General features: G+C 65.7%; 16 protein-coding genes. 4 read left to right on the top strand and 12 right to left on the bottom strand.

Annotated features, from left to right (window positions below; all coding sequences use genetic code 11):
- Entirely contained in the window at nucleotides 1-780 is a 780-nt protein-coding gene (gene map / locus IE243_RS05720) for a type I methionyl aminopeptidase (protein WP_191318639.1), read from the top strand.
- A gap of 91 nt (nucleotides 781-871) precedes the next feature.
- On the opposite strand, the gene IE243_RS05715 is transcribed toward map, so the two are convergent.
- The 3 genes from IE243_RS05715 to IE243_RS05705 are packed head-to-tail and all read right to left on the bottom strand — an operon-like array spanning nucleotide 872 to nucleotide 2,602.
- On the bottom strand, nucleotides 872-1,654 hold the full coding sequence (locus IE243_RS05715) for an anti-sigma factor family protein (RefSeq protein WP_191318386.1): 783 nt from the start codon (nucleotides 1,652-1,654) through the stop codon (nucleotides 872-874).
- The gene (locus IE243_RS05710; protein ID WP_191318385.1) at nucleotides 1,651-2,157 is read right to left on the bottom strand and encodes an RNA polymerase sigma factor; all 507 of its coding nucleotides are present in this window, start codon (nucleotides 2,155-2,157) and stop codon (nucleotides 1,651-1,653) included. Before IE243_RS05710 ends, IE243_RS05715 begins: the two co-directional genes overlap by 4 nt.
- Before the next feature lie 28 nt (nucleotides 2,158-2,185).
- Complete coding sequence (locus IE243_RS05705; RefSeq protein ID WP_191318384.1) at nucleotides 2,186-2,602, bottom strand: Cif family virulence factor; 417 nt, start codon at nucleotides 2,600-2,602, stop codon at nucleotides 2,186-2,188.
- Between the two features lie 217 nt (nucleotides 2,603-2,819).
- On the opposite strand from IE243_RS05705, the gene IE243_RS05700 reads away from it, so the two are divergent.
- Nucleotides 2,820-3,575 (top strand): substrate-binding domain-containing protein, encoded by a 756-nt coding sequence (locus tag IE243_RS05700; protein ID WP_191318383.1) that lies wholly within the window; start codon nucleotides 2,820-2,822, stop codon nucleotides 3,573-3,575.
- Between the two features lie 80 nt (nucleotides 3,576-3,655).
- Here IE243_RS05700 and IE243_RS05695 read toward each other — a convergent pair whose 3' ends face one another.
- Nucleotides 3,656-4,543: an AraC family transcriptional regulator gene (locus tag IE243_RS05695; RefSeq protein WP_191318382.1), complete on the bottom strand. Its 888-nt coding sequence runs from the start codon at nucleotides 4,541-4,543 to the stop codon at nucleotides 3,656-3,658.
- Nucleotides 4,544-4,714: 171 nt separating this feature from the next.
- Here IE243_RS05695 and IE243_RS05690 point away from each other — a divergent pair, with 171 nt between their 5' ends.
- Nucleotides 4,715-5,677: an SDR family NAD(P)-dependent oxidoreductase gene (locus IE243_RS05690; protein WP_191318381.1), complete on the top strand. Its 963-nt coding sequence runs from the start codon at nucleotides 4,715-4,717 to the stop codon at nucleotides 5,675-5,677.
- Nucleotides 5,678-5,746: 69 nt separating this feature from the next.
- Nucleotides 5,747-6,787, top strand: coding sequence for an aldo/keto reductase (locus IE243_RS05685; RefSeq protein ID WP_191318380.1), 1,041 nt, complete (start codon nucleotides 5,747-5,749; stop codon nucleotides 6,785-6,787).
- Between the two features lie 355 nt (nucleotides 6,788-7,142).
- On the opposite strand, the gene IE243_RS05680 is transcribed toward IE243_RS05685, so the two are convergent.
- The 8 genes from IE243_RS05680 to IE243_RS05645 all read right to left on the bottom strand — a co-directional run bounded on the left by IE243_RS05680 (nucleotide 7,143) and on the right by IE243_RS05645 (nucleotide 17,640).
- Nucleotides 7,143-7,595, bottom strand: a complete 453-nt coding sequence (locus tag IE243_RS05680) for a PTS sugar transporter subunit IIA (protein WP_191318379.1) — start codon at nucleotides 7,593-7,595, stop codon at nucleotides 7,143-7,145.
- A 46-nt stretch (nucleotides 7,596-7,641) separates the two neighbouring features.
- Nucleotides 7,642-8,337, bottom strand: a complete 696-nt coding sequence (locus tag IE243_RS05675) for a response regulator transcription factor (protein ID WP_191318378.1) — start codon at nucleotides 8,335-8,337, stop codon at nucleotides 7,642-7,644.
- Complete coding sequence (locus IE243_RS05670; protein ID WP_194624588.1) at nucleotides 8,334-11,039, bottom strand: DUF4118 domain-containing protein; 2,706 nt, start codon at nucleotides 11,037-11,039, stop codon at nucleotides 8,334-8,336. The genes IE243_RS05675 and IE243_RS05670 overlap by 4 nt, the downstream gene beginning before the upstream one ends.
- 195 nt (nucleotides 11,040-11,234) lie before the next feature.
- Complete coding sequence (gene kdpC / locus IE243_RS05665) at nucleotides 11,235-11,801, bottom strand: potassium-transporting ATPase subunit KdpC (RefSeq protein ID WP_191318376.1); 567 nt, start codon at nucleotides 11,799-11,801, stop codon at nucleotides 11,235-11,237.
- Between the two features lie 12 nt (nucleotides 11,802-11,813).
- On the bottom strand, nucleotides 11,814-13,889 hold the full coding sequence (kdpB, locus tag IE243_RS05660) for a potassium-transporting ATPase subunit KdpB (RefSeq protein ID WP_191318375.1): 2,076 nt from the start codon (nucleotides 13,887-13,889) through the stop codon (nucleotides 11,814-11,816).
- Nucleotides 13,890-14,040: 151 nt separating this feature from the next.
- Nucleotides 14,041-15,744 (bottom strand): potassium-transporting ATPase subunit KdpA, encoded by a 1,704-nt coding sequence (gene kdpA / locus IE243_RS05655; protein WP_191318374.1) that lies wholly within the window; start codon nucleotides 15,742-15,744, stop codon nucleotides 14,041-14,043.
- 46 nt (nucleotides 15,745-15,790) lie between these two features.
- Entirely contained in the window at nucleotides 15,791-15,880 is a 90-nt protein-coding gene (locus IE243_RS05650; protein WP_191318373.1) for a potassium-transporting ATPase subunit F, read from the bottom strand.
- 614 nt (nucleotides 15,881-16,494) lie between these two features.
- Entirely contained in the window at nucleotides 16,495-17,640 is a 1,146-nt protein-coding gene (locus IE243_RS05645; protein ID WP_191318372.1) for an acyl-CoA dehydrogenase family protein, read from the bottom strand.
- Between the last annotated feature and the right edge of the window lie 75 nt (nucleotides 17,641-17,715).

Genomic DNA, 17,715 nt, shown 5'->3' with positions numbered 1-17,715 from the left:
ATGGTGAAGACACCCGATGAACTGGCGCTCATGCGTGCGTCGGGCCGGTTGCTGGCGTCGGTTTTCGAGATGCTGGACGGGCTTGATCTCATCAACGCGTCGAGCTTGCAGGTCAACGATCTGGTGGAGGCCTTCATCACCGAAGATCTCGCGGCCCGTCCCGCAAGCAAGGGGCAATATGGATTTGAGTATGCCCTGAACTGTTCGGTCAATCACGTCGTCTGCCACGGCGCGCCCAGTCCGCGCGAGATCTTCCGCGACGGCGACATCGTGAATTTTGACATCACGCTGGAAAAGAACGGTTTCATCGCGGATTCGAGCAAGACCTATCCCGTCGGCTCTCCTTCACCCGCCGCGCGGCGGCTTGTACGGGTCGCCAACGAGGCAATGTGGCGTGGCATAAGGCAAATTCGCGCCGGCGCTCACCTCGGCGACATTGGCCACGCCATTGAACGGCATGCCAAAAGGAACGGCTATTCGGTCGTGCGGGAATTCTGCGGGCATGGCATTGGTCGCGAGATGCACGAGGAGCCACAGATCCTCAATTTCGGGCGGCCTGGAACAGGCATGGAACTGCGGGAAGGCATGGTCTTCACCATCGAGCCAATGCTCAACCAGGGCGCGCGCAAAGTTTCCGTTGCCGACGACGGCTGGACGGTGGTGACCCATGACGGCAAGCTTTCCGCCCAATTCGAGCATACGGTCGCCGTCACGAAAACCGGCGTCGAGGTCTTGACGCTGCGCAGCGACGAAACAGCGATGCTGGAAGGCCGGGCGTGACGTTGCCGATGTCTGCTTGGCCGCGTCCACAGCCGGGAATCGCCTCACCCGCTGGCGCCATCGACCCGCGCGACCGCCAGCAGGCCGGGCGTCATGCCGCCGTTTCCTTGTAGACGGCTTCCGCGATGGGCAGTAGCCGGGTCCGGTCCAACGGCGCGGAAATGGCGAAACCAAAGCCGCGGTCGAGCCACATGAAGGTGGAGACATCGCCTTCGCGCCGGAACTGGAAGGCCGTCTCCGCGCCTTTGTCGGCGCGGATATAGACAGTCAGGCGGGCGCCGAGGTCGTTGTCGTACATCAGCATGGCCGCCGCGCCGGAGCTGGCGGGCAGGACGCGGCCGCCCATCAACCGAAAGCCAAAGCGGCCGAGGTCCGGGGCCTTCAGGGGTTTGCCGATCCGCTTTGACAGCCAGCCAATCAGGTGCGCCTCATTTTCCGCGCGCACCTCGACCGGGTGGGCGACTTCGACCACGAACGTCCGGTAGGCGTCGAACGCGGCGCCGGCCAGCGAGATCGCCGCCGGCGGCTCAGACGCGCCGGGCAAAGACAGCGCCCGCAGGCCCCAGCCGCCGGCTGCCCCGATGGCCAGCAGCAACAGGGAAGCCGCCACGAGGCGCAACCGCGTGGTCAAACGCGCCCGCCTGCTGGCGGCGATGTTGGCGATGCGCAGCCGCGATGGAACGGGTTCGTTGAATTTGGCGGCGAGGCTGGCGCGCAGGGCGTCGCGTTGCGCCATGTCAGCCTCTACCCGCAGGGCGACGTCCGGATGCGCGGCCAGATAGGCCGCCACGACCGGGCGGCGTTCAGCCGGCAGGCGATCATCCGCCAGCGCGGTCAGATCGTCCTCGCCGATCGGCATTTGGGGGGCCGTCATTTCACCCTCCGCAGCATGGTTGTCCGACCTGTCTCCAGCATGGCGCGCAGCCGCTGGCGCGCCCGCGACAGCCGGGACATCACGGTCCCCACAGGCACGCCCAGCACCCGCGAAGCGTCTTCGTAAGACAACTCCTCGACGCCGACCAACAGCAGGACGGATTTGTGGTCCTCGGGCAGCTGGTCGAGCGTCGCCAGCACGTCGCGCACTCCAAGCGCCGCATCGGGTGCGCCATCCCGCGCGTGCGCATCCTCATCGTTGATTGGCGCGTGCTCGCCCTGGCGGCGGGCGCGGCGCAGGCTGTTGATGTAGGTGTTGCGGAGGATCGTGAACAGCCAGGCCCTGAGCGCACCGTCGCGCCGGCGCAGCATCCAGTGCGACAGCGCGCGCTCCAGGGTGTCCTGCACGAGGTCATCCGCCGCCGCGTGGTTCCGCGTCAGGGCATAGGCGTAGCGCCGCAATGCGGGGATCAGCGGCTCCAGCAGGGCGGCGGCGTCGTCCACGGGCGGCGGCCTCTCTCCTGATGACCTGTCAGTAGGCCGCGTTTGGGTGCACCTGCCAGATCTCATCCGCCAGCTTCCCGTCGCGATAGACAAGGATATAGCGCACCTTGACGGTGTTTTTGCCATTGAAGGTCACATCCGCCGTCACGGTGGCCCCCTTCGGGTTCATCGCTTCCGAGATGTTGGCGATGGCGGCGGTCTGCTTCGCCTGGGCGGTGGCGAATTTGCTCCACGCCGTCTGCAATTGCCCGGCTCCGGCATAGGCGCCGTCGAGCGGACCGCCGATCCAGTGCAGTTGGGCCTTGTCGCCATATGCGGCGATGAGGGCCGGCGTATCGCCCCTGGCGATCGCTTCAATCCGGGCCCGGGCCAGATCGGTGGCCGGACCGGCCAAAGCTGGCAGGGTCAGGGCGGTGAGAGCGGCGGTGGCGAGAATGGCGCGCATGGGAGGGCTCCTGGCGTTCCGGTGGTGGGAACAGCAGGGAGACGTCGGGTCGGGGCGGTTTATTCCCATCGCCTTCAAAATATTTCTGGCGGCGATTGCGGCCTGGCGGCGGCATCACGAAAGCGTGAAATGCTGTTCTGGAATAAAGCGCAGGCCAGAAACGTCTTCCCGGCGGTTCCACTTCCAGTGGCTCCAACCGGCCCTCAGGAGACTTTTCATGTTCAAGCAGATGGCGCTGACCGCCGCGATCTTCATCCCGGCGTGCGTCGCCGGCCAGGCGGCTGACCTGAATGTCTACGGGCCGGGCGGCCCCCTGCCGGCGATGAGGGAGGCGGCGGCAGAATTTGGCAAGCTGAAGGGCGTTGAGATCGCGGTGACGGCAGGCCCGACGCCAGCGTGGATCGCGCAGGCCCGCAAGGACGCTGACCTCATCTTCAGCGGCTCTGAATCCATGATGACCGACTTCGTCGCCGCGATGGGCGGCCAGATCCGGAGCGAGGACGTGGAGCCGCTATATCTGCGCGCTTCCGCCATCCTGGTGCGACCGGGCAACCCGAGAAAAATCACCGGCCTCGGCGACCTGGGCAAGCCAGGCGTCAAGGTTCTCGTGGTTCATGGCGCTGGCCAGACCGGTCTTTGGGAGGATGTGGCCGGCCGCACTGGCGACATTGGCGCGGTGCGCAAGCTCCGGGCGAATATTGGCGCATTCGCTGGCAACAGCGCCATCGCGCGCAAGACCTGGACCGACGATCCCACCTATGACGCCTGGTTGATCTGGAATATCTGGCAGGCAGCCAATCCGGCGCTGGCGGAGACGGTGGAGATCGATGAGGCGCATCGCATCTATCGCGACGCGGGCGTCGTGCTCACCGACCGGGGCAGGCAAAAGCAGCTGGCCGCTGAATTCGTCGCCTTCCTGAAAAGCGACGGCGGGGCCAAAATCTTCCGGAAATGGGGATGGACTGCGCCGTAAGGCGCCTTGCGGGCGAACCGGCGGAGGGGCGTAGCAGCACGGCCGAAAGCCTGTTCCGCCCCTCCGGGGTCATACGCCGGTCAGGCGTTTTCTACTTCCGGATTGCGCCGCAGGCGCGCCGCGTCCCGCGCCGGGGGCAGCCCGAACTGCCGCGCATATTCCCGGCTGAATTGCGATGCGCTTTCATAGCCGACAGCGAACGCTACGCGGGCAGCTTCACCTGGAGTGGCGAGGAGCTGGAGCCGGGCTTGCTGAAGCCTGATCTGCTTGTGGTATTGCAGCGGGCTCATCGAGGTCACGGCCTTGAAGTGGCGATGAAATGAGGAAACGCTCATTCCGGCCATGTCCGCCAGATCTTCGACACGCAGTGGTTCGGCAAAATTCTTCCGGCTCCATTCCACCGCGCGGCGTATCTGTGAGAGCCGGCTGTCCGAGCGCCCGATCTGCCGCAGCATGGGGCCCTGCGGTCCCCGCAGGATGCGATAGAGCATTTCGCGCTCCAGCATTGGTCTGAGCACGGAAATGTCTTCGGGCCTGTCCAGCAGCCTGACCATGCGCAGCAGGGGATCAGCCAGTTCAGGCGTGATCGGACTGACGGCCAGCCCCGGCGCCATGCTCTCGCCGGGGTCGTCCGGGAGATCCAGAAGCAGCGCGGCGATGGTCGCCGGGTCGAGCGCCAGCGCGAACGACAGATAGGGCTTTTCCGGGCTTGCCTCGATGACCTGCCCTATTGCGGGCAGGTCGAGCGAAGCCGTCAGGAAGCTGCCGCCGCGATATTCAAATGTCCGCGCCCCGACCGTCACCCGCTTGGCGCCCTGCAGCACGTAACACAGCATCGGCTCGTACATCGACGGTATCGGCCCGGTCCGCGACGCGCTGGACCGGATGGTGAACCGGGCGTGGGGCAAGCTGGCGGCGGCGCCATGACGACGCAGCAGCGCACAAACTTCATCGAGCTGTTCCTGCATGGAGGAACCATCGACCGGACCGCGGTCGAACGCAAGATGGACGGAAGGACGTCTGGCAGGATCAGGCAAGAATGCAGCAGGATCGGGCGCGCCAGGCCCGATGCGCCTGACCATCTTCAGACCGTGCGATGCAGGCTCCCCGAGCGGGGGCGGTCTTGAAAGGGCGATGGCATGACCATGGCGTTCAATCAAAATTCGACCACTGATGAGGTTCTTGAGGGCGTGACGCTTTCCGGCAAGCGCGTTCTCATTACCGGCGTATCCGCCGGGCTGGGCGTCGAAACCGCCCGTGCGCTGGTGAGCCACGGCGCGCATGTGGTCGGGGCGGCGCGCGATCTCGACAAGGCGCAACGCGCCACAGACGTCGTGCGCGCCGCGGCAGGGAGCGGCGGGAGGCTCGATCTGGTCGCGCTTGACCTGGCGTCCCTGGCGAGCGTGCGCTCCTGCGCCGACGCGCTCAACGAACAGGGGACAGGCTTCGATCTCGTCATCGCCAACGCCGGCGTGATGGCCTGTCCGCAAGGCAAAACGGCTGATGGCTTCGAAACCCAGTTCGGGACCAACCATCTCGGCCATTTCCTGCTGGTCAACCGGATTGCATCGCTCTTCCGGCCAGGCGGCAGGCTGGTGACCCTGGCGTCGGCGGGGCACCGCTTTGCCGACGTCGATCTCGCCGACCCGAATTTCGACAACACGCCGTATGACGAATGGGTGGCGTACGGGCGCTCCAAGACAGCCAACATCCTCTTTGCCGTCGAGTTCGATCGCCGCCACCGCGAGCGGGGCGTGCGCGCGACCGCGGTCCATCCCGGCGGCATCCAGACCGAGCTTGGCCGGCATATGACCCCGGAAGTGAGCGAGCGCCTGATCGCCACGATCAACCAGAGCCATGCGGCGGCGGGCCTGCCGCCCTTCCAGTACAAGTCCATCCCCCAGGGAGCTGCGACGTCCGTCTGGGCGGGCGTCGTCGCCGACGCCGACGCGGTTGGCGGCCGGTATTGCGAGGATTGCCACGTGGCGGAAATCGTCGAGGGCGAAGGCATACGCGGCGGCGTCCGGGCCTATGCCCTCTCCCCCGAAAGCGCCCGGGCGTTGTGGGCGAAGAGCGAGGCGATGGTCGGGGAACGCTTCTGACGCGACATCCCGGCCCCATAGCGCCTGACATTAGCGAATTTTCGCGAACCCAATCCAGGATCAAAACCAATGCGTTACAATCAACTCGGCCGCACCGGCCTCTTCGTTTCCGAACTCTGCCTCGGCGCCATGACTTTCGGCGGCGGCGACGACATGTGGGGCAAGATCGGCCAGCTCGGCCAGGAAGAGGCCGATGCGCTTGTGCGCGGCGCCATCGAGAGCGGCGTCAATTTCATCGACACCGCTGACGTCTATGGCGGGGGGCGATCGGAGGAGATTACCGGTCAGGCGATCCGCAACCTGGGCCTGAAACGTGACGAAATCGTCGTCGCGACGAAAGGGTTCGGCCAGACGGGAGAGGGCCCCAACGCGCGGGGCAACTCGCGTTACCACCTGATCGACGCCTGCAAGGCCAGCCTGCAGCGTCTGCAACTGGATCACATCGACCTCTACCAGATCCACGGCTTCGATCCGGCAACCCCGATCGAGGAAACATTGCGCGCGCTCGATACGCTCGTCCAGCACGGCCACGTGCGTTACGTCGGCGTGTCGAACTGGGCGGCCTGGCAGATCATCAAGGCGCTGGGGATTTCCGAGCGGCTTGGGTTGCACCGCTTCGCCTCGCTCCAGGCCTATTACACCATCGCGGGTCGCGAGCTGGAGCGCGAGATCGTGCCGATGCTCAGGTCCGAGGATGTTGGCCTGATGGTGTGGAGCCCGCTCGCCGGCGGTTTCCTGTCGGGTAAATACACGCGCGATGATGAAGCCAGCGCCAATGGTCGTCGTGTTGCTTTTGACTTCCCGCCGGTCGACCGGGACCGGGGCTATGGCGTGATCGAGGCCATGCGGCCGATCGCGGCGGCGCATGGCGTTTCAGTCGCGCAGATCGCTCTGGCCTGGCTCCTGCATCAGCCTGCGGTCACCAGCGTCATCATCGGAGCGAAACGCCCCGAGCAACTGGGCGACAATCTGGCGGCAATCAAGGTCAGGCTTTCCGGAGCAGAGCTGGAGACGCTGGATGCGGTGAGCCGGATTCCGGCTGAGTATCCGGGCTGGATGCTCGAACGACAGGGCGAATATCGTCGCGGTCTGATCGATCAGCGTCGCTGACGCCGGCAGGAACCTCCGCGCGATCCGGATCCTTGCCTGGTCACGGCAAGATCGGGAACGCCGCCTGGCGTCTTGGCGTCTTGGCGTCTTGGCGTCCTGACGTCCTGGCGTTTTGGCGTCCTGGTTACCTCGCGTCGATGCGGAGGGCGCCCTGCTCCGGGCAGGGCTGACTGACGTCGAGCGGTCATTCGTTGCGTCCCGGATGACCGCTCCGGTTTGTTGGGCGCGTTGCCGCATTGTCCGTCATGGAGGCCAGGCTGCGGAACAGAAAAGGGCAACTCTCGGAGAGCCCACGTCTATCGGGTTTTGATGTGGTGGTTGGACATCGTCGACCCCGCCCCTGTCGCACGTCGGTTCAGGCAGCCCCGGCGGTCAGGATCGCGTAGGCGGCGCTGGGGTCTCGCGCCCGTCTCAGCAGCGTCAGCACCGGTTCTTCATGTGTTTTGCGCGCGACCGCAGCCAGAATCTTGAGATGGGCGCCTGATCCGCCCGCCGCCGGGAGCAGCAGGAACACGACGTCGACCGGGCGATCGTCGACGGCGTCAAATTCGATCGGCTTTTTGAGAACGGCCAGCGTCGCGAACGGCTTCTCAAGGCCGGCAATGGACGCATGGGGCAAGGCGACGCCATTGCCGACGCCGGTTGAGCCCAGTCGTTCCCGCCCAAGCAGCGCGGCCTCGATCACCCCGGCGTCAAGGCCGGTGCGCGCGGCGGCGTGGCAGGCGAGTTTCCTCATCAGGTCGGCCTTTGTCGGCGCGGGCAGGGCGAGGATCACATCCTCCAGGGCCAGGATGGATGAGAGGTTCATGACGCCATCCGCGTTGAATCGACCGTGCGTTTATCGGACCGGGTCATCATTGGTCCGGCTCGCGAAGACGGTAGCCGACGCCAGTTTCCGTAAGGATGTAGTGGGGCTGGTCCGGCTTCGCCTCGATCTTCTGGCGTAATTGCCGGACATAGACCCGCAGATACTGGACGTCCGTGACGCCGCCCCACACCTGCCTGAGGATATGCTGATGGGTGATGACCTTGCCGGCGTGCTGCACGAGAACGCGCAGGATGTCGTACTCCTTCGGCGAAAGCTTCACGTCCCTGTCAGCCACCCTGACAATCCGCTTCACGAGGTCGACGGACAGGTCGCCGACCTTGAATACCGGACGCTCGCCCTGCAACTGCAGCCGGTGTCTCAGGGCGACGCGAATGCGGGCGGCCAGTTCCCGCATTCCGAATGGCTTGGTCACGTAGTCGTCCGCGCCCAGCTCCAGAGCCCTGACGATTCCCGCCTCGTCCGTCCGGCTCGACAGGATGACAACCGGCAACTCCATGCGATCGGCGCGCCAGCGCTCGAGCAGTTCGTGACCGGATAGGTCGGGCAGCCCCAGATCGAGCAGGATCAGATCAGGTTTTTCCTCAGCGATGCGCGCCATGGCTTCCCCGGCGCTTCCGGCCTCCACAATGGCGTAGCCCCCGGCGGTCAGGCCGACGCGCAGCAGTTTCCGGATTGGCGGTTCGTCGTCGACGACGAGTATTCTGACGGCGGAGGCGCTCATGTCTTGCCTTCCAGATGCGTTGCGTCCGGGCCGGCCGGGAACCGCAGGGTGAAGACGGCGCCAGAACGGTCGTCCCGGTTGGTCGCCGCGATCGTTCCGCCCATGGCCTCGACGAACCCCTTGCAGATCGAGAGTCCCAGGCCGGTTCCGGCCTGAATCTGATCCGTTTTGCGCACACGGTAGAAACTGTCGAAAATTTTGCCCAGATCCTCGGGCGGAAGGCCCGGTCCTTCATCAATGACCTGCAGCATCACCGAGGCGGGGTCCGCCCACGCCCGGATCAGGATCCGCGAGCCGGCGGGGGCGTACTTGCGCGCGTTGTCGAGCAGGTTGAACAGCACCTGCTCGAACAGCACCGGATCAAGCCGGACCATTGGCAGGTCGGCGGCCACCGCGAGTTCGATCTCGTGACGGGCGAGAATCGTCTCCGCCCGGCGCAGGGCGCTCCCGACGCTGTCGCCAATGAACAGGGGGCTGAGGGACGGCGCCGCCGCGCCCGATTCCAGCCGGGTCATGTCCAGCAGGTTGGCGATGAACCGGTTCAGCCGCTCCGCTTCCTCGACGATCGTCGTCAGCAGTTCGGCGCGGTTGCCGTCGGAGAGCGAGGTCGAATAGTCCCTCAGCGCGCCCGCGGAGCCCAGAATGGACGCCAGCGGTGTTTTGAGATCATGCGACAGGGAGGTCAAAAGCGCGGAGCGCAGTTTGTCCGCTTCCGCGGCGAGGCGCGCGTTGTCCACGTCCGCCGCCAGCTGGATCCGCTCGATGGCCAGGGCGGCCTGATCCGCCAGTGAATCGAACAGCCGCTGTTCGCCAGGCGTCAGGACAGGTCCCTGCCTGTCATTGTCGAGGCCGATGACGCCGAGTTGGGCCCGGCCCGTCTTCAACGGCAGATACAGCCGTCTGGCGCCTGGCAGCGTATCGGCGCCCCGCCCGGCCGCATGGTCGTGCTCCCAGGCCCAATGGGCGGCGGCGATGTCGGCCTCATCCAGCGTGTCGTCAGGCGGATAACCGGCCTGCACGGTGAGGCGGCCATGCTCCGGCAGCAACACCACCACGCGGACGTGGAGCATGGAGGCGATCTGATAGACGCTCGCCCACAGCACGTCCTCGCGCGTGCCGGCGCCGGAGAGCTTCTTGCTGAACAGGTAGAGGCCTTCCGTGGTTTTGGCGCGCAGGCGCGCCGTCGCCGCCTGGCGCTGCACCCGGCCCGCCAGATTGCTGGCGGCGACGGCGACAACAAGGAAAAAGCTGAAGGCCACCACGGATTCCGGGTCGCCGATATCCAGCGTGTACAGCGGATTGAGAAAAAAGAAGTTGAAGGCCAGGGCGCCCGCCGCCGAGGCGAACAGCGCCGGCCACAGCCCGCCGCCCATCGCCGAGGCGAGCACCGCCATGAGAAACACCAGGGCGATGTTGCGCACGTCGAGAATGCGCGACAGCAGCGTGCCGACGCCCACCGCGAGCGCGACGTAAGCGGAGCTCCACAGATAGGGACCGGGCTCGAAGCGAAACGGCGCGCCGTCGCCCCCGGCCGCGCCCGAAGGCGTCTCGCCGCCATGGCGCGCCGGGATCACGTGAATGCTGACGCCGTTCGCCGCCCGGATCAGGTCGTGAGACACCGAGCCGAAGATCAGCTCGCGCCAGCGCGGGCCCGCCGGCATGCCGACGATGACATGGGCGTAGTTGTTGGCGGTTGCGTAGGCGAGAATCTCCTGCGCCACGTCCTCGCCCGGAAGCGTCGCGGTCTCGGCGCCGAGTTGCTCGGCGAGGCGCAACGCCGCGGCAATCCTGAATTTGCCGGCCTCCGGGAGCCGCGCGTCCCGGCTGGTTTCGATGTGCACCGCAGCCCATGGCGCCCGCATCCTGTCCGCCTGCCGGCGGCCATAACGGACCAGCGCCCGTGCTCCGGGCCGCTCGTTCACGCACACCAGAACCCGCTCGCCAGCTGGCCAGGGTCCCGGAATGGCGTGCGCCTGCATGTGCGTGACAAGCTGGTCGTCGACGCGTTGCGCCGTCTGCCGCAGCGCCAGCTCACGAAGGGCGGTGAGGTTGCTGGGCGAGAAATAGTTCTGCGTCGCCCGCCGGGCGGTTTTGGGCAGGTAGATCTTGCCCTCGTTCAGTCGCCTGATCAGATCGCCCGGGGTGATGTCGATGATTTCGATGTCGTCGGCCCGGTCGATGATCGAGTCCGGCACCGTCTCGCGCACGCGGATGCGCGTGATCCGGGCGACAACGTCGTTCAGGCTTTCGACATGCTGGATGTTGAGAGTGGTGTAGACGTTGACGCCGCTGGCGAGCAGTTCCTCAACGTCAAGATAGCGCTTCGGATGCCGGCTGCCGGGCGCATTGGTGTGGGCGAGTTCGTCGACGAGCACCAGCTGCGGGCGTCGCGCCAGCACCGCGTCAATGTCCATTTCATCGAGCTGGTGACCACGATAGGCGACTTGCCGGCGCGGGATGATCTCGAACCCGTGGACCAGCGCCCCGGTTTCAGCCCGGCCATGGGTCTCGACCAGGCCGATCACCACGTCGACGCCTTCCGCCTGCTGCGCCTTGCCGGACATCAGCATTTCATAGGTCTTGCCGACGCCTGGCGCGGCGCCGAGGAAGATTTTGAGCTGCCCGCGCTCTTCCCGCCGCGCATTTTCCAGCAGCGCATCCGGGGAAGGGCGGCGTGGCTCGCGGGTCGGATCGTCTGACACCTGGTGGCTCCAGATCCCGGGAATGGCGCGTTGGCGCAACGCGTCATGCGCCCGTTTCGTCCTGTGCATGCGGCCGCCTGCGCGCCCCAGCCCTAGAGCAGTTTCGTGGAAAGTGGAATCCACTTCTCGTCAGGAAAATGCGTCAGATCAAAAAGTTATGGCGTTTCCGGCGCGGCGGGTTCCATCGGTCATGCTCTAGTTTGCGGCGTCCAGCGCCAGATTCAGCTTCAGCACATTGACCACCGGTTCGCCCAGGAAGCCAAGTATGCGCGGTTCGATATTCCGCTCGACAACGGCCCGCACGGCGTCCGTCTCCATGCCCCGCGCCCGGGCGACGCGCGCCGCCTGAAAGTAGGCGGCCTCGGGGGTGATGTGCGGGTCGAGGCCGCTGCCGGAGGTGGTGACCAGATCGATCGGCGCCGGCGCATCGGGGTTTTCTTCTTTCAGACGCCCGGCGTCTTTCGTCACACGCTCCACGAGCGCCCGGCTCGTCGGGCCAAGGTTGGAGCCGCCAGACGCCGTGGCGTCATAGCCGTTGGCGCCCGCCGCCGACGGACGCGGATGGAAATAACGCGCGCCGGTGAAATTCTGGCCAATCAGCTCAGAGCCGGTCACCGCGCCGTTGCGGGTGATCAGGCTGCCGTTGGCCTGATGCGGAAACACCGCCTGGGCGACGCCCGTGATGCTCAGGGGATAGATGAGGCCGGTCAGGATGGTGAAGGCGAGGATCATGACGATCGCCGGCCGGATGTGTCTGGGCATGGCGCCGCTCCCTTATGCCAGTCCGATGGCGGTGACCGCCATGTCGATGAGCTTGATGCCGATGAAAGGCGCGATGACGCCGCCCAGCCCGTAGACCAGCAGGTTGCGCGACAGCAGCGCCCCGGCGCCGGCGGCGCGGTATTTGACGCCCTTCAGCGACAGCGGGATCAGCGCGACGATAATCAGGGCGTTGAAGATGATCGCCGACAGGATGGCGCTTTGCGGCGTGGCGAGCCCCATGACGTTGAGCGCTCCCAGCTGCGGGTAAAACGCCAGGAACATCGCCGGGATGATGGCGAAGTATTTGGCGACGTCGTTGGCGATCGAGAAGGTCGTCAGCGCCCCCCGCGTCATCAGGAGCTGCTTGCCGATTTCGACGATTTCGATGAGCTTGGTGGGATCGCTGTCGAGGTCGACCATGTTGCCGGCTTCGCGCGCCGCCACCGTTCCGGTGTTCATGGCGACGCCGACGTCGGCCTGGGCGAGGGCGGGGGCGTCGTTGGCGCCATCGCCACACATGGCGACAAGCTTGCCCTTCGCCTGCTCGTCCCGGATGAGCTGCAGTTTGTTCTCTGGCGTCGCTTGGGCGAGGAAGTCGTCGACGCCCGCTTCGGCGGCGATGGCGGCGGCGGTCATGGGGTTGTCGCCGGTGATCATCACGGTGCGGATGCCCATCCGGCGCAGTTCGGCGAAACGCTCGCGGATGCCGCCCTTGACGATGTCCTTGAGATAAATGACGCCGAGCAGTCGCCCATCCCTGACCACGGCCAGCGGCGTGCCGCCAGCCCGGGCGATGTCATCGGCGATCGCCTGCAGCGCCCGCACGCTGTCGGCGCGCGCTTGCGGATTTCCCGCGTCCGGACCGCCATGAGCCGCCAGCGCCACATGTTTCAGCACGGCGTCGACGGCCCCCTTGCGGATTGATGAGCCGTCCAGATCGACGCCGCTCATCCGCGTCTGGGCGGTGAATGGCGCGAAAGTGGCGTGCAGGCTGGCCATGTCGCGGCCGCGAAGGCCGTATTTTTCCTTGGCGAGCACCACGATCGAGCGGCCTTCCGGTGTTTCATCGGCCAGCGAAGCCAGTTGGGCCGCATCGGCCAGCTCCCGTTCGCTGACGCCCTCGACCGGCCGGAATTCGCTGGCCTGACGGTTGCCCAGCGTGATTGTGCCGGTCTTGTCGAGCAGCAGCGTATCCACGTCGCCGGCGGCCTCGACCGCGCGACCGGACATGGCCAGCACATTGAAACGCACCAGCCGGTCCATGCCGGCGATGCCGATGGCCGACAGCAGGGCGCCGATGGTCGTCGGGATCAGCGTGACGAACAGCGCCACCAGCACGATCACCGGCACATGGCCGCCGGCGTAGCTTGCGAAACCGGGGATGGTGACGACGGCCATGAGGAAGATCAGGCTCATGCCCGCCAGCAGGATGTTGAGCGCGATCTCGTTCGGCGTCTTCTGGCGCTCGGCGCCCTCGACAAGCGCGATCATCCTGTCGATGAAGGTGGAGCCCGCCGGGGCGGTGATGCGCACCCTGATCCAGTCGGACAGCACCTGGGTTCCACCGGTCACGGCGGAGCGGTCGCCGCCAGACTCGCGGATCACCGGCGCCGATTCGCCGGTGATGGCCGCTTCGTTGACCGATGCGACGCCGGCGATCACCTCGCCGTCCGAGGGGATGATGTCGCCCGCCTCGACGAGGACGAGGTCGCCAACCCTGAGGCTGCTTCCGGGCGTCATCGTATAACCGCCGCCGTCCGACAGCAGCTTCGCCTGGGTCTCGCTGCGGGTGCGGCGCAGGGATTCCGCCTGCGCCTTGCCGCGCCCCTCCGCCACCGCCTCGGCGAAATTGGCGAACAGCACGGTGAACCACAGCCACAGGACAAGCTGGAGCGAGAAGCCGAGGCCCGCTGCTCCGGAGACGGCGTCCCGGACCAGGACGACGGTCGTCAGCAGTGAAACGACCGCCACCACGAACATCACCGGGTTTCTGGCAAGGCTGCGCGGATCGAGTTTCCGGAAAGCATCGCCGATGGCCGGGACAAGGATGCGAGCGTCGATGAGGCTCGCGGATCTGGACTGGTTCATAGAAGACTCCAGCGACGTCGTTCCAGCGGCCGTGGTCGCCGCACAATTTCAGCGGTCGATGCGATGGGTGGCGCGGCCGCCGCGCGGCGCGCCGGCGCGGGCGGCTGGCGTGGACCCCGCGGTTTCCGCGCCTGAACAGCGGCATGTGGCTTCAGAACATCTGCCCCTTCAGCATGGCCAGGTGCTCGACGACGGGCCCCAGCGCCAGGGCGGGGAAGAAGGTCAGGCCGCCGACCACCAGGATGACGCCAACCAGCAGGCCGACGAAAAGCGGGCCGGTGGTGGGCAGCGTGCCGCTGGAGGCGGGAACGCTCTTCTTCGCCGCGAGCGAGCCGGCGATGGCGAGGGCGGGGACAATCACCATGAACCGTCCCATCAGCATCGCGAGCCCAATGGTGATGTTGTACCAGGGCGTATTGGCGGACAGGCCGGCGAAGGCGGAGCCATTGTTTGCGGCGCCCGAGGTGTAGGCATAGAGCGCCTCGGAGAACCCGTGTGGCCCGGCGTGCGCCAGCGAGGACAGCCCTGCCGGGATCACCACGGCGACTGACGTGAAGCCCAGGATGGCCAGCGGCAGGCAGAGCACCGCCAGCATCGCCATTTTGACTTCCTTCGCTTCAATCTTCTTGCCGAGATATTCGGGTGTGCGTCCAACCATCAGTCCGGCGACGAAGATGGCGACGATCACGAACAGGATGACGCCGTAGAAGCCCGCGCCAACGCCGCCAATGATGATCTCGCCGAGCATCATGTTGAGCATCGCCACCATGCCGCCGAGGGGCATGAAGCTGGCGTGCATGGCGATCACGGCGCCACAAGAGGCGGCGGTGGTGACCACGGCGAAGAGCGCCGAGACAGCGACGCCAAAGCGGGTTTCCTTGCCCTCCATGTTGCCGCCTTCAAGCCCCACCGCATGGAGGAGCGGATTGCCGGCCGCCTCCGCCCAGCAGGTGACGGCCACGCCGGCGAGAAACAGCACGCCCATGGCGATGAAGATCGCCCAGCCCTTCTTTTCATTGCCGACCATGCGCCCGAACACATTGGTCAGCGCCGCGCCAATGGCGAAGATCGACGTCATATGAATGAGGTTTGTCAGGGCGTTCGGATTTTCGAACGGATGCGCCGCATTGGCGTTGAAGAAACCGCCGCCATTGGTGCCCAGATGTTTGATCATCATCTGCGAGGCCACCGGCCCCTGGGCGATGGTTTGCCGGGCGCCCTCAACGGTGGTGACAACGGCGTAGGGATTCAGGTTCTGGGGAACGCCCTGCCACACAAGCACGAGACTGCCGACGATGCAGACCGGTAGCAGGACGTAAAGCGTGACGCGGGTCAGATCGACCCAGAAATTGCCGACCGTTTTGCCGGAGGCGCGCGCGAAACCACGGATCAACGCCGCCGCGATCGCGACGCCGGTCGCCGCCGAGACGAAATTCTGCACGGTGAGGCCGGCCATCTGGGTCAGATAGCTCATGGTCGTCTCGCCAGCATAACCCTGCCAGTTGGTGTTGGTCATGAAGCTCACGGCCGTGTTGAAGGCGCTGGTGGCTTCGACCGGGCCAAATCCCTGCGGGTTGAAAGGCAATTCCCCCTGAAGCCGCTGGATCAGATAAAGCATTGCGAAGCCGGCCAGGTTGAAGAACAGCATGGTCGCCGCGTAGGTCGTCCAGTGCTGCTCTTCCCGCTCGTTCACCCCTGCGATCCGGTACAGGCCGCGTTCAAGCGGCCCGAGCGCGACGGACAGGATTGTGCGCTCGCCGTTCAGGACGCGGGTCAGATAGCCGCCAAGCGGCTTCACCAGCGCGACAACGATCCCCACAAAGACAAGGATCTGTATCCATCCGTTGATTGTCATTGGCGTCTCTTCCTTGAGCCGTCTCTTGCTTGGGCCGGCGCGCCAATCAGAAACGTTCCGGGCGCGCGAGGGCGTACAGCAGGTAAGCGGCGACGAACGCTGCAACGCCTGCTCCCAGGATGTATTCGGTGGTCATGGTCGCGATCTCCGGTCAGAGTTTTTCGCACAATTTGATGTATCCAAACATCAACACGAAAAATCCGAGCCCAACGCCAGTTACGACAAGATCCATCATCTGCCTGCAATTTCTGCGTGTGGCCGGCGATGATCTCATCTCCGTATCGCCACAACCGGAATCATCCAGATATTCCCGGGCGCGAGCGCGCTGCGGGAGGGCTTTGGCGGGACTATGGATCTGAACCGCATATAGGTTCGAGAGGGAGTGGGGCGTCGCGATATAGGAATTCAATAGTGATGACGGTCCGGCGTGCAGGGGCTGCGTCGGCGCCGTGATCGCGCTGGAGCGTTTCCGGTGAAATCCGGCTGGCGGGAAGCGCCTGTCTTTTCGGTTGGACGCTTTTCCGGGTGAAACGTGGAGCCCACCTTTCCCGGGGACGCCCTGGTCGCCGACGCGCCTCAAATACAAAGAAGCCCGCCGGCTGGCGGGCCGGCGGGCCTGGATGACGGCGGAGAAGGGCGGGCGCCTTGTCCGGGAGTTCATGGCGAAACCCCATCAGGTTGCCGGCGTCTTCACGCGCTGGCGTCCGAAGGGGCAAGCATCTGAGGGGCAAGCATCTGAGGGGGCTCGCATCAGAGGGTTCTGGCGATCAGCTCTTTCATGATCTCATTGGCGCCGCCGTAAATACGGGTGACGCGGGCCGCCGTATACATGCGGGCGATCGGGTATTCTTCCATGTAGCCATAGCCGCCAAAGACCTGCAGGCAGCGGTCGATAATCTGCCCCTGTTTATCGGTCGCCAGATACTTCGCCATCGATGCGGTGGCCGCGTCCAGCTTGCCTTCCAGGTGCAGGCCAATGCAGTGATCGACAAACGTCCGGATCGCGTAAGCCTCCGTCCGGCATTCGGCCAGCACGAAACGGGTGTTCTGGAATGACAGCAGGTTCTGGCCGAACGCCGAGCGCTCTTTCGCGTATTGAACCGCGAGATCCACCGCGCGCTCACAGGCGGCGGCGGCGAGCACGGCGATGGACAGGCGCTCCTGCGGCAATTGCTTCATCAGTTGCACGAAGCCCTGGCCTTCCACGCCGCCGAGCACATTCGCGGCCGGAATACGCATGTCCTCGAAGAACAGTTCGCGCAGGTCGCCGCCCTTGGCGCCAATCTTTTCCAGCTCTCGCCCACGGGAGAAGCCCGGAAGATCGCGGGTTTCCGCCACCAGCAGGGAGAGACCCTTGCCGCCGGGCGCATCCGTGGTGCGGGCGACGATGATCAGCAGGTCGCAGTGCGTGCCGTTGCTGATGAAGGTCTTGGCGCCGTTGACCACAAATTCGTCGCCGTCGCGGCGGGCATGGGTGCGCACGCCCTGCAGGTCGCTGCCGGTTCCGGGCTCGGTCATGGCGATGGCGCCGACGAATTCGCCCGAGGCCAGCCTGGGCAGCCAGCGGCGCTTCTGCTCCTCCGTGCCATAGGCGGCGAAATAGTGGGCGACGATGGTGCTGTGCACGGAATAGTTCCAGGCGTCATCGCCGACGCGCGCCTGCTCCTCCATCACCACGGCCTCATGGGCGAAGGTGCCGCCGCCGCCGCCGTATTCCGTCGGGCAACTCACACACAGCAGCCCCAGATCGCCGGCGGCGTTCCAGAACGTGCGGTCGATCATGTGCTGCTTCGCCCAGCGGGCGTGATGGGGCGCTGACTCAGCTTCCAGAAACTTGCGGGCGGTGTCCCGCACCTGGTCGAGTTCCTCGTTCATCCATGGGGAGCGATAGCTCATGGGTGGTTTCTCCCTGGGGCGCGCTTCGGCCCACGGGCCAGGTCGCGGCGCCTGTTCTCGTCTGCATCGCGGCGC

The organism is Camelimonas fluminis, assembly GCF_014656355.1.
GTDB classification, from domain to species: domain Bacteria; phylum Pseudomonadota; class Alphaproteobacteria; order Rhizobiales; family Beijerinckiaceae; genus Camelimonas; species Camelimonas fluminis.
This window is presented reverse-complemented; position numbering and strand designations above follow the sequence as displayed.

Coding starts and splice junctions, on each gene's coding strand:
- map (WP_191318639.1), top strand. CDS start 1: ATGGTGAAGACACCCGATGAACTGGCGCTCATGCGTGCGTCGGGCCGG.
- IE243_RS05715 (WP_191318386.1), bottom strand. CDS start 1,654: ATGACGGCCCCCCAAATGCCGATCGGCGAGGACGATCTGACCGCGCTG.
- IE243_RS05705 (WP_191318384.1), bottom strand. CDS start 2,602: ATGCGCGCCATTCTCGCCACCGCCGCTCTCACCGCCCTGACCCTGCCA.
- IE243_RS05700 (WP_191318383.1), top strand. CDS start 2,820: ATGTTCAAGCAGATGGCGCTGACCGCCGCGATCTTCATCCCGGCGTGC.
- IE243_RS05695 (WP_191318382.1), bottom strand. CDS start 4,543: ATGCAGGAACAGCTCGATGAAGTTTGTGCGCTGCTGCGTCGTCATGGC.
- IE243_RS05690 (WP_191318381.1), top strand. CDS start 4,715: ATGACCATGGCGTTCAATCAAAATTCGACCACTGATGAGGTTCTTGAG.
- IE243_RS05685 (WP_191318380.1), top strand. CDS start 5,747: ATGCGTTACAATCAACTCGGCCGCACCGGCCTCTTCGTTTCCGAACTC.
- IE243_RS05680 (WP_191318379.1), bottom strand. CDS start 7,595: ATGAACCTCTCATCCATCCTGGCCCTGGAGGATGTGATCCTCGCCCTG.
- IE243_RS05675 (WP_191318378.1), bottom strand. CDS start 8,337: ATGAGCGCCTCCGCCGTCAGAATACTCGTCGTCGACGACGAACCGCCA.
- kdpC (WP_191318376.1), bottom strand. CDS start 11,801: ATGCCCAGACACATCCGGCCGGCGATCGTCATGATCCTCGCCTTCACC.
- kdpB (WP_191318375.1), bottom strand. CDS start 13,889: ATGAACCAGTCCAGATCCGCGAGCCTCATCGACGCTCGCATCCTTGTC.
- kdpA (WP_191318374.1), bottom strand. CDS start 15,744: ATGACAATCAACGGATGGATACAGATCCTTGTCTTTGTGGGGATCGTT.
- IE243_RS05650 (WP_191318373.1), bottom strand. CDS start 15,880: ATGACCACCGAATACATCCTGGGAGCAGGCGTTGCAGCGTTCGTCGCC.
- IE243_RS05645 (WP_191318372.1), bottom strand. CDS start 17,640: ATGAGCTATCGCTCCCCATGGATGAACGAGGAACTCGACCAGGTGCGG.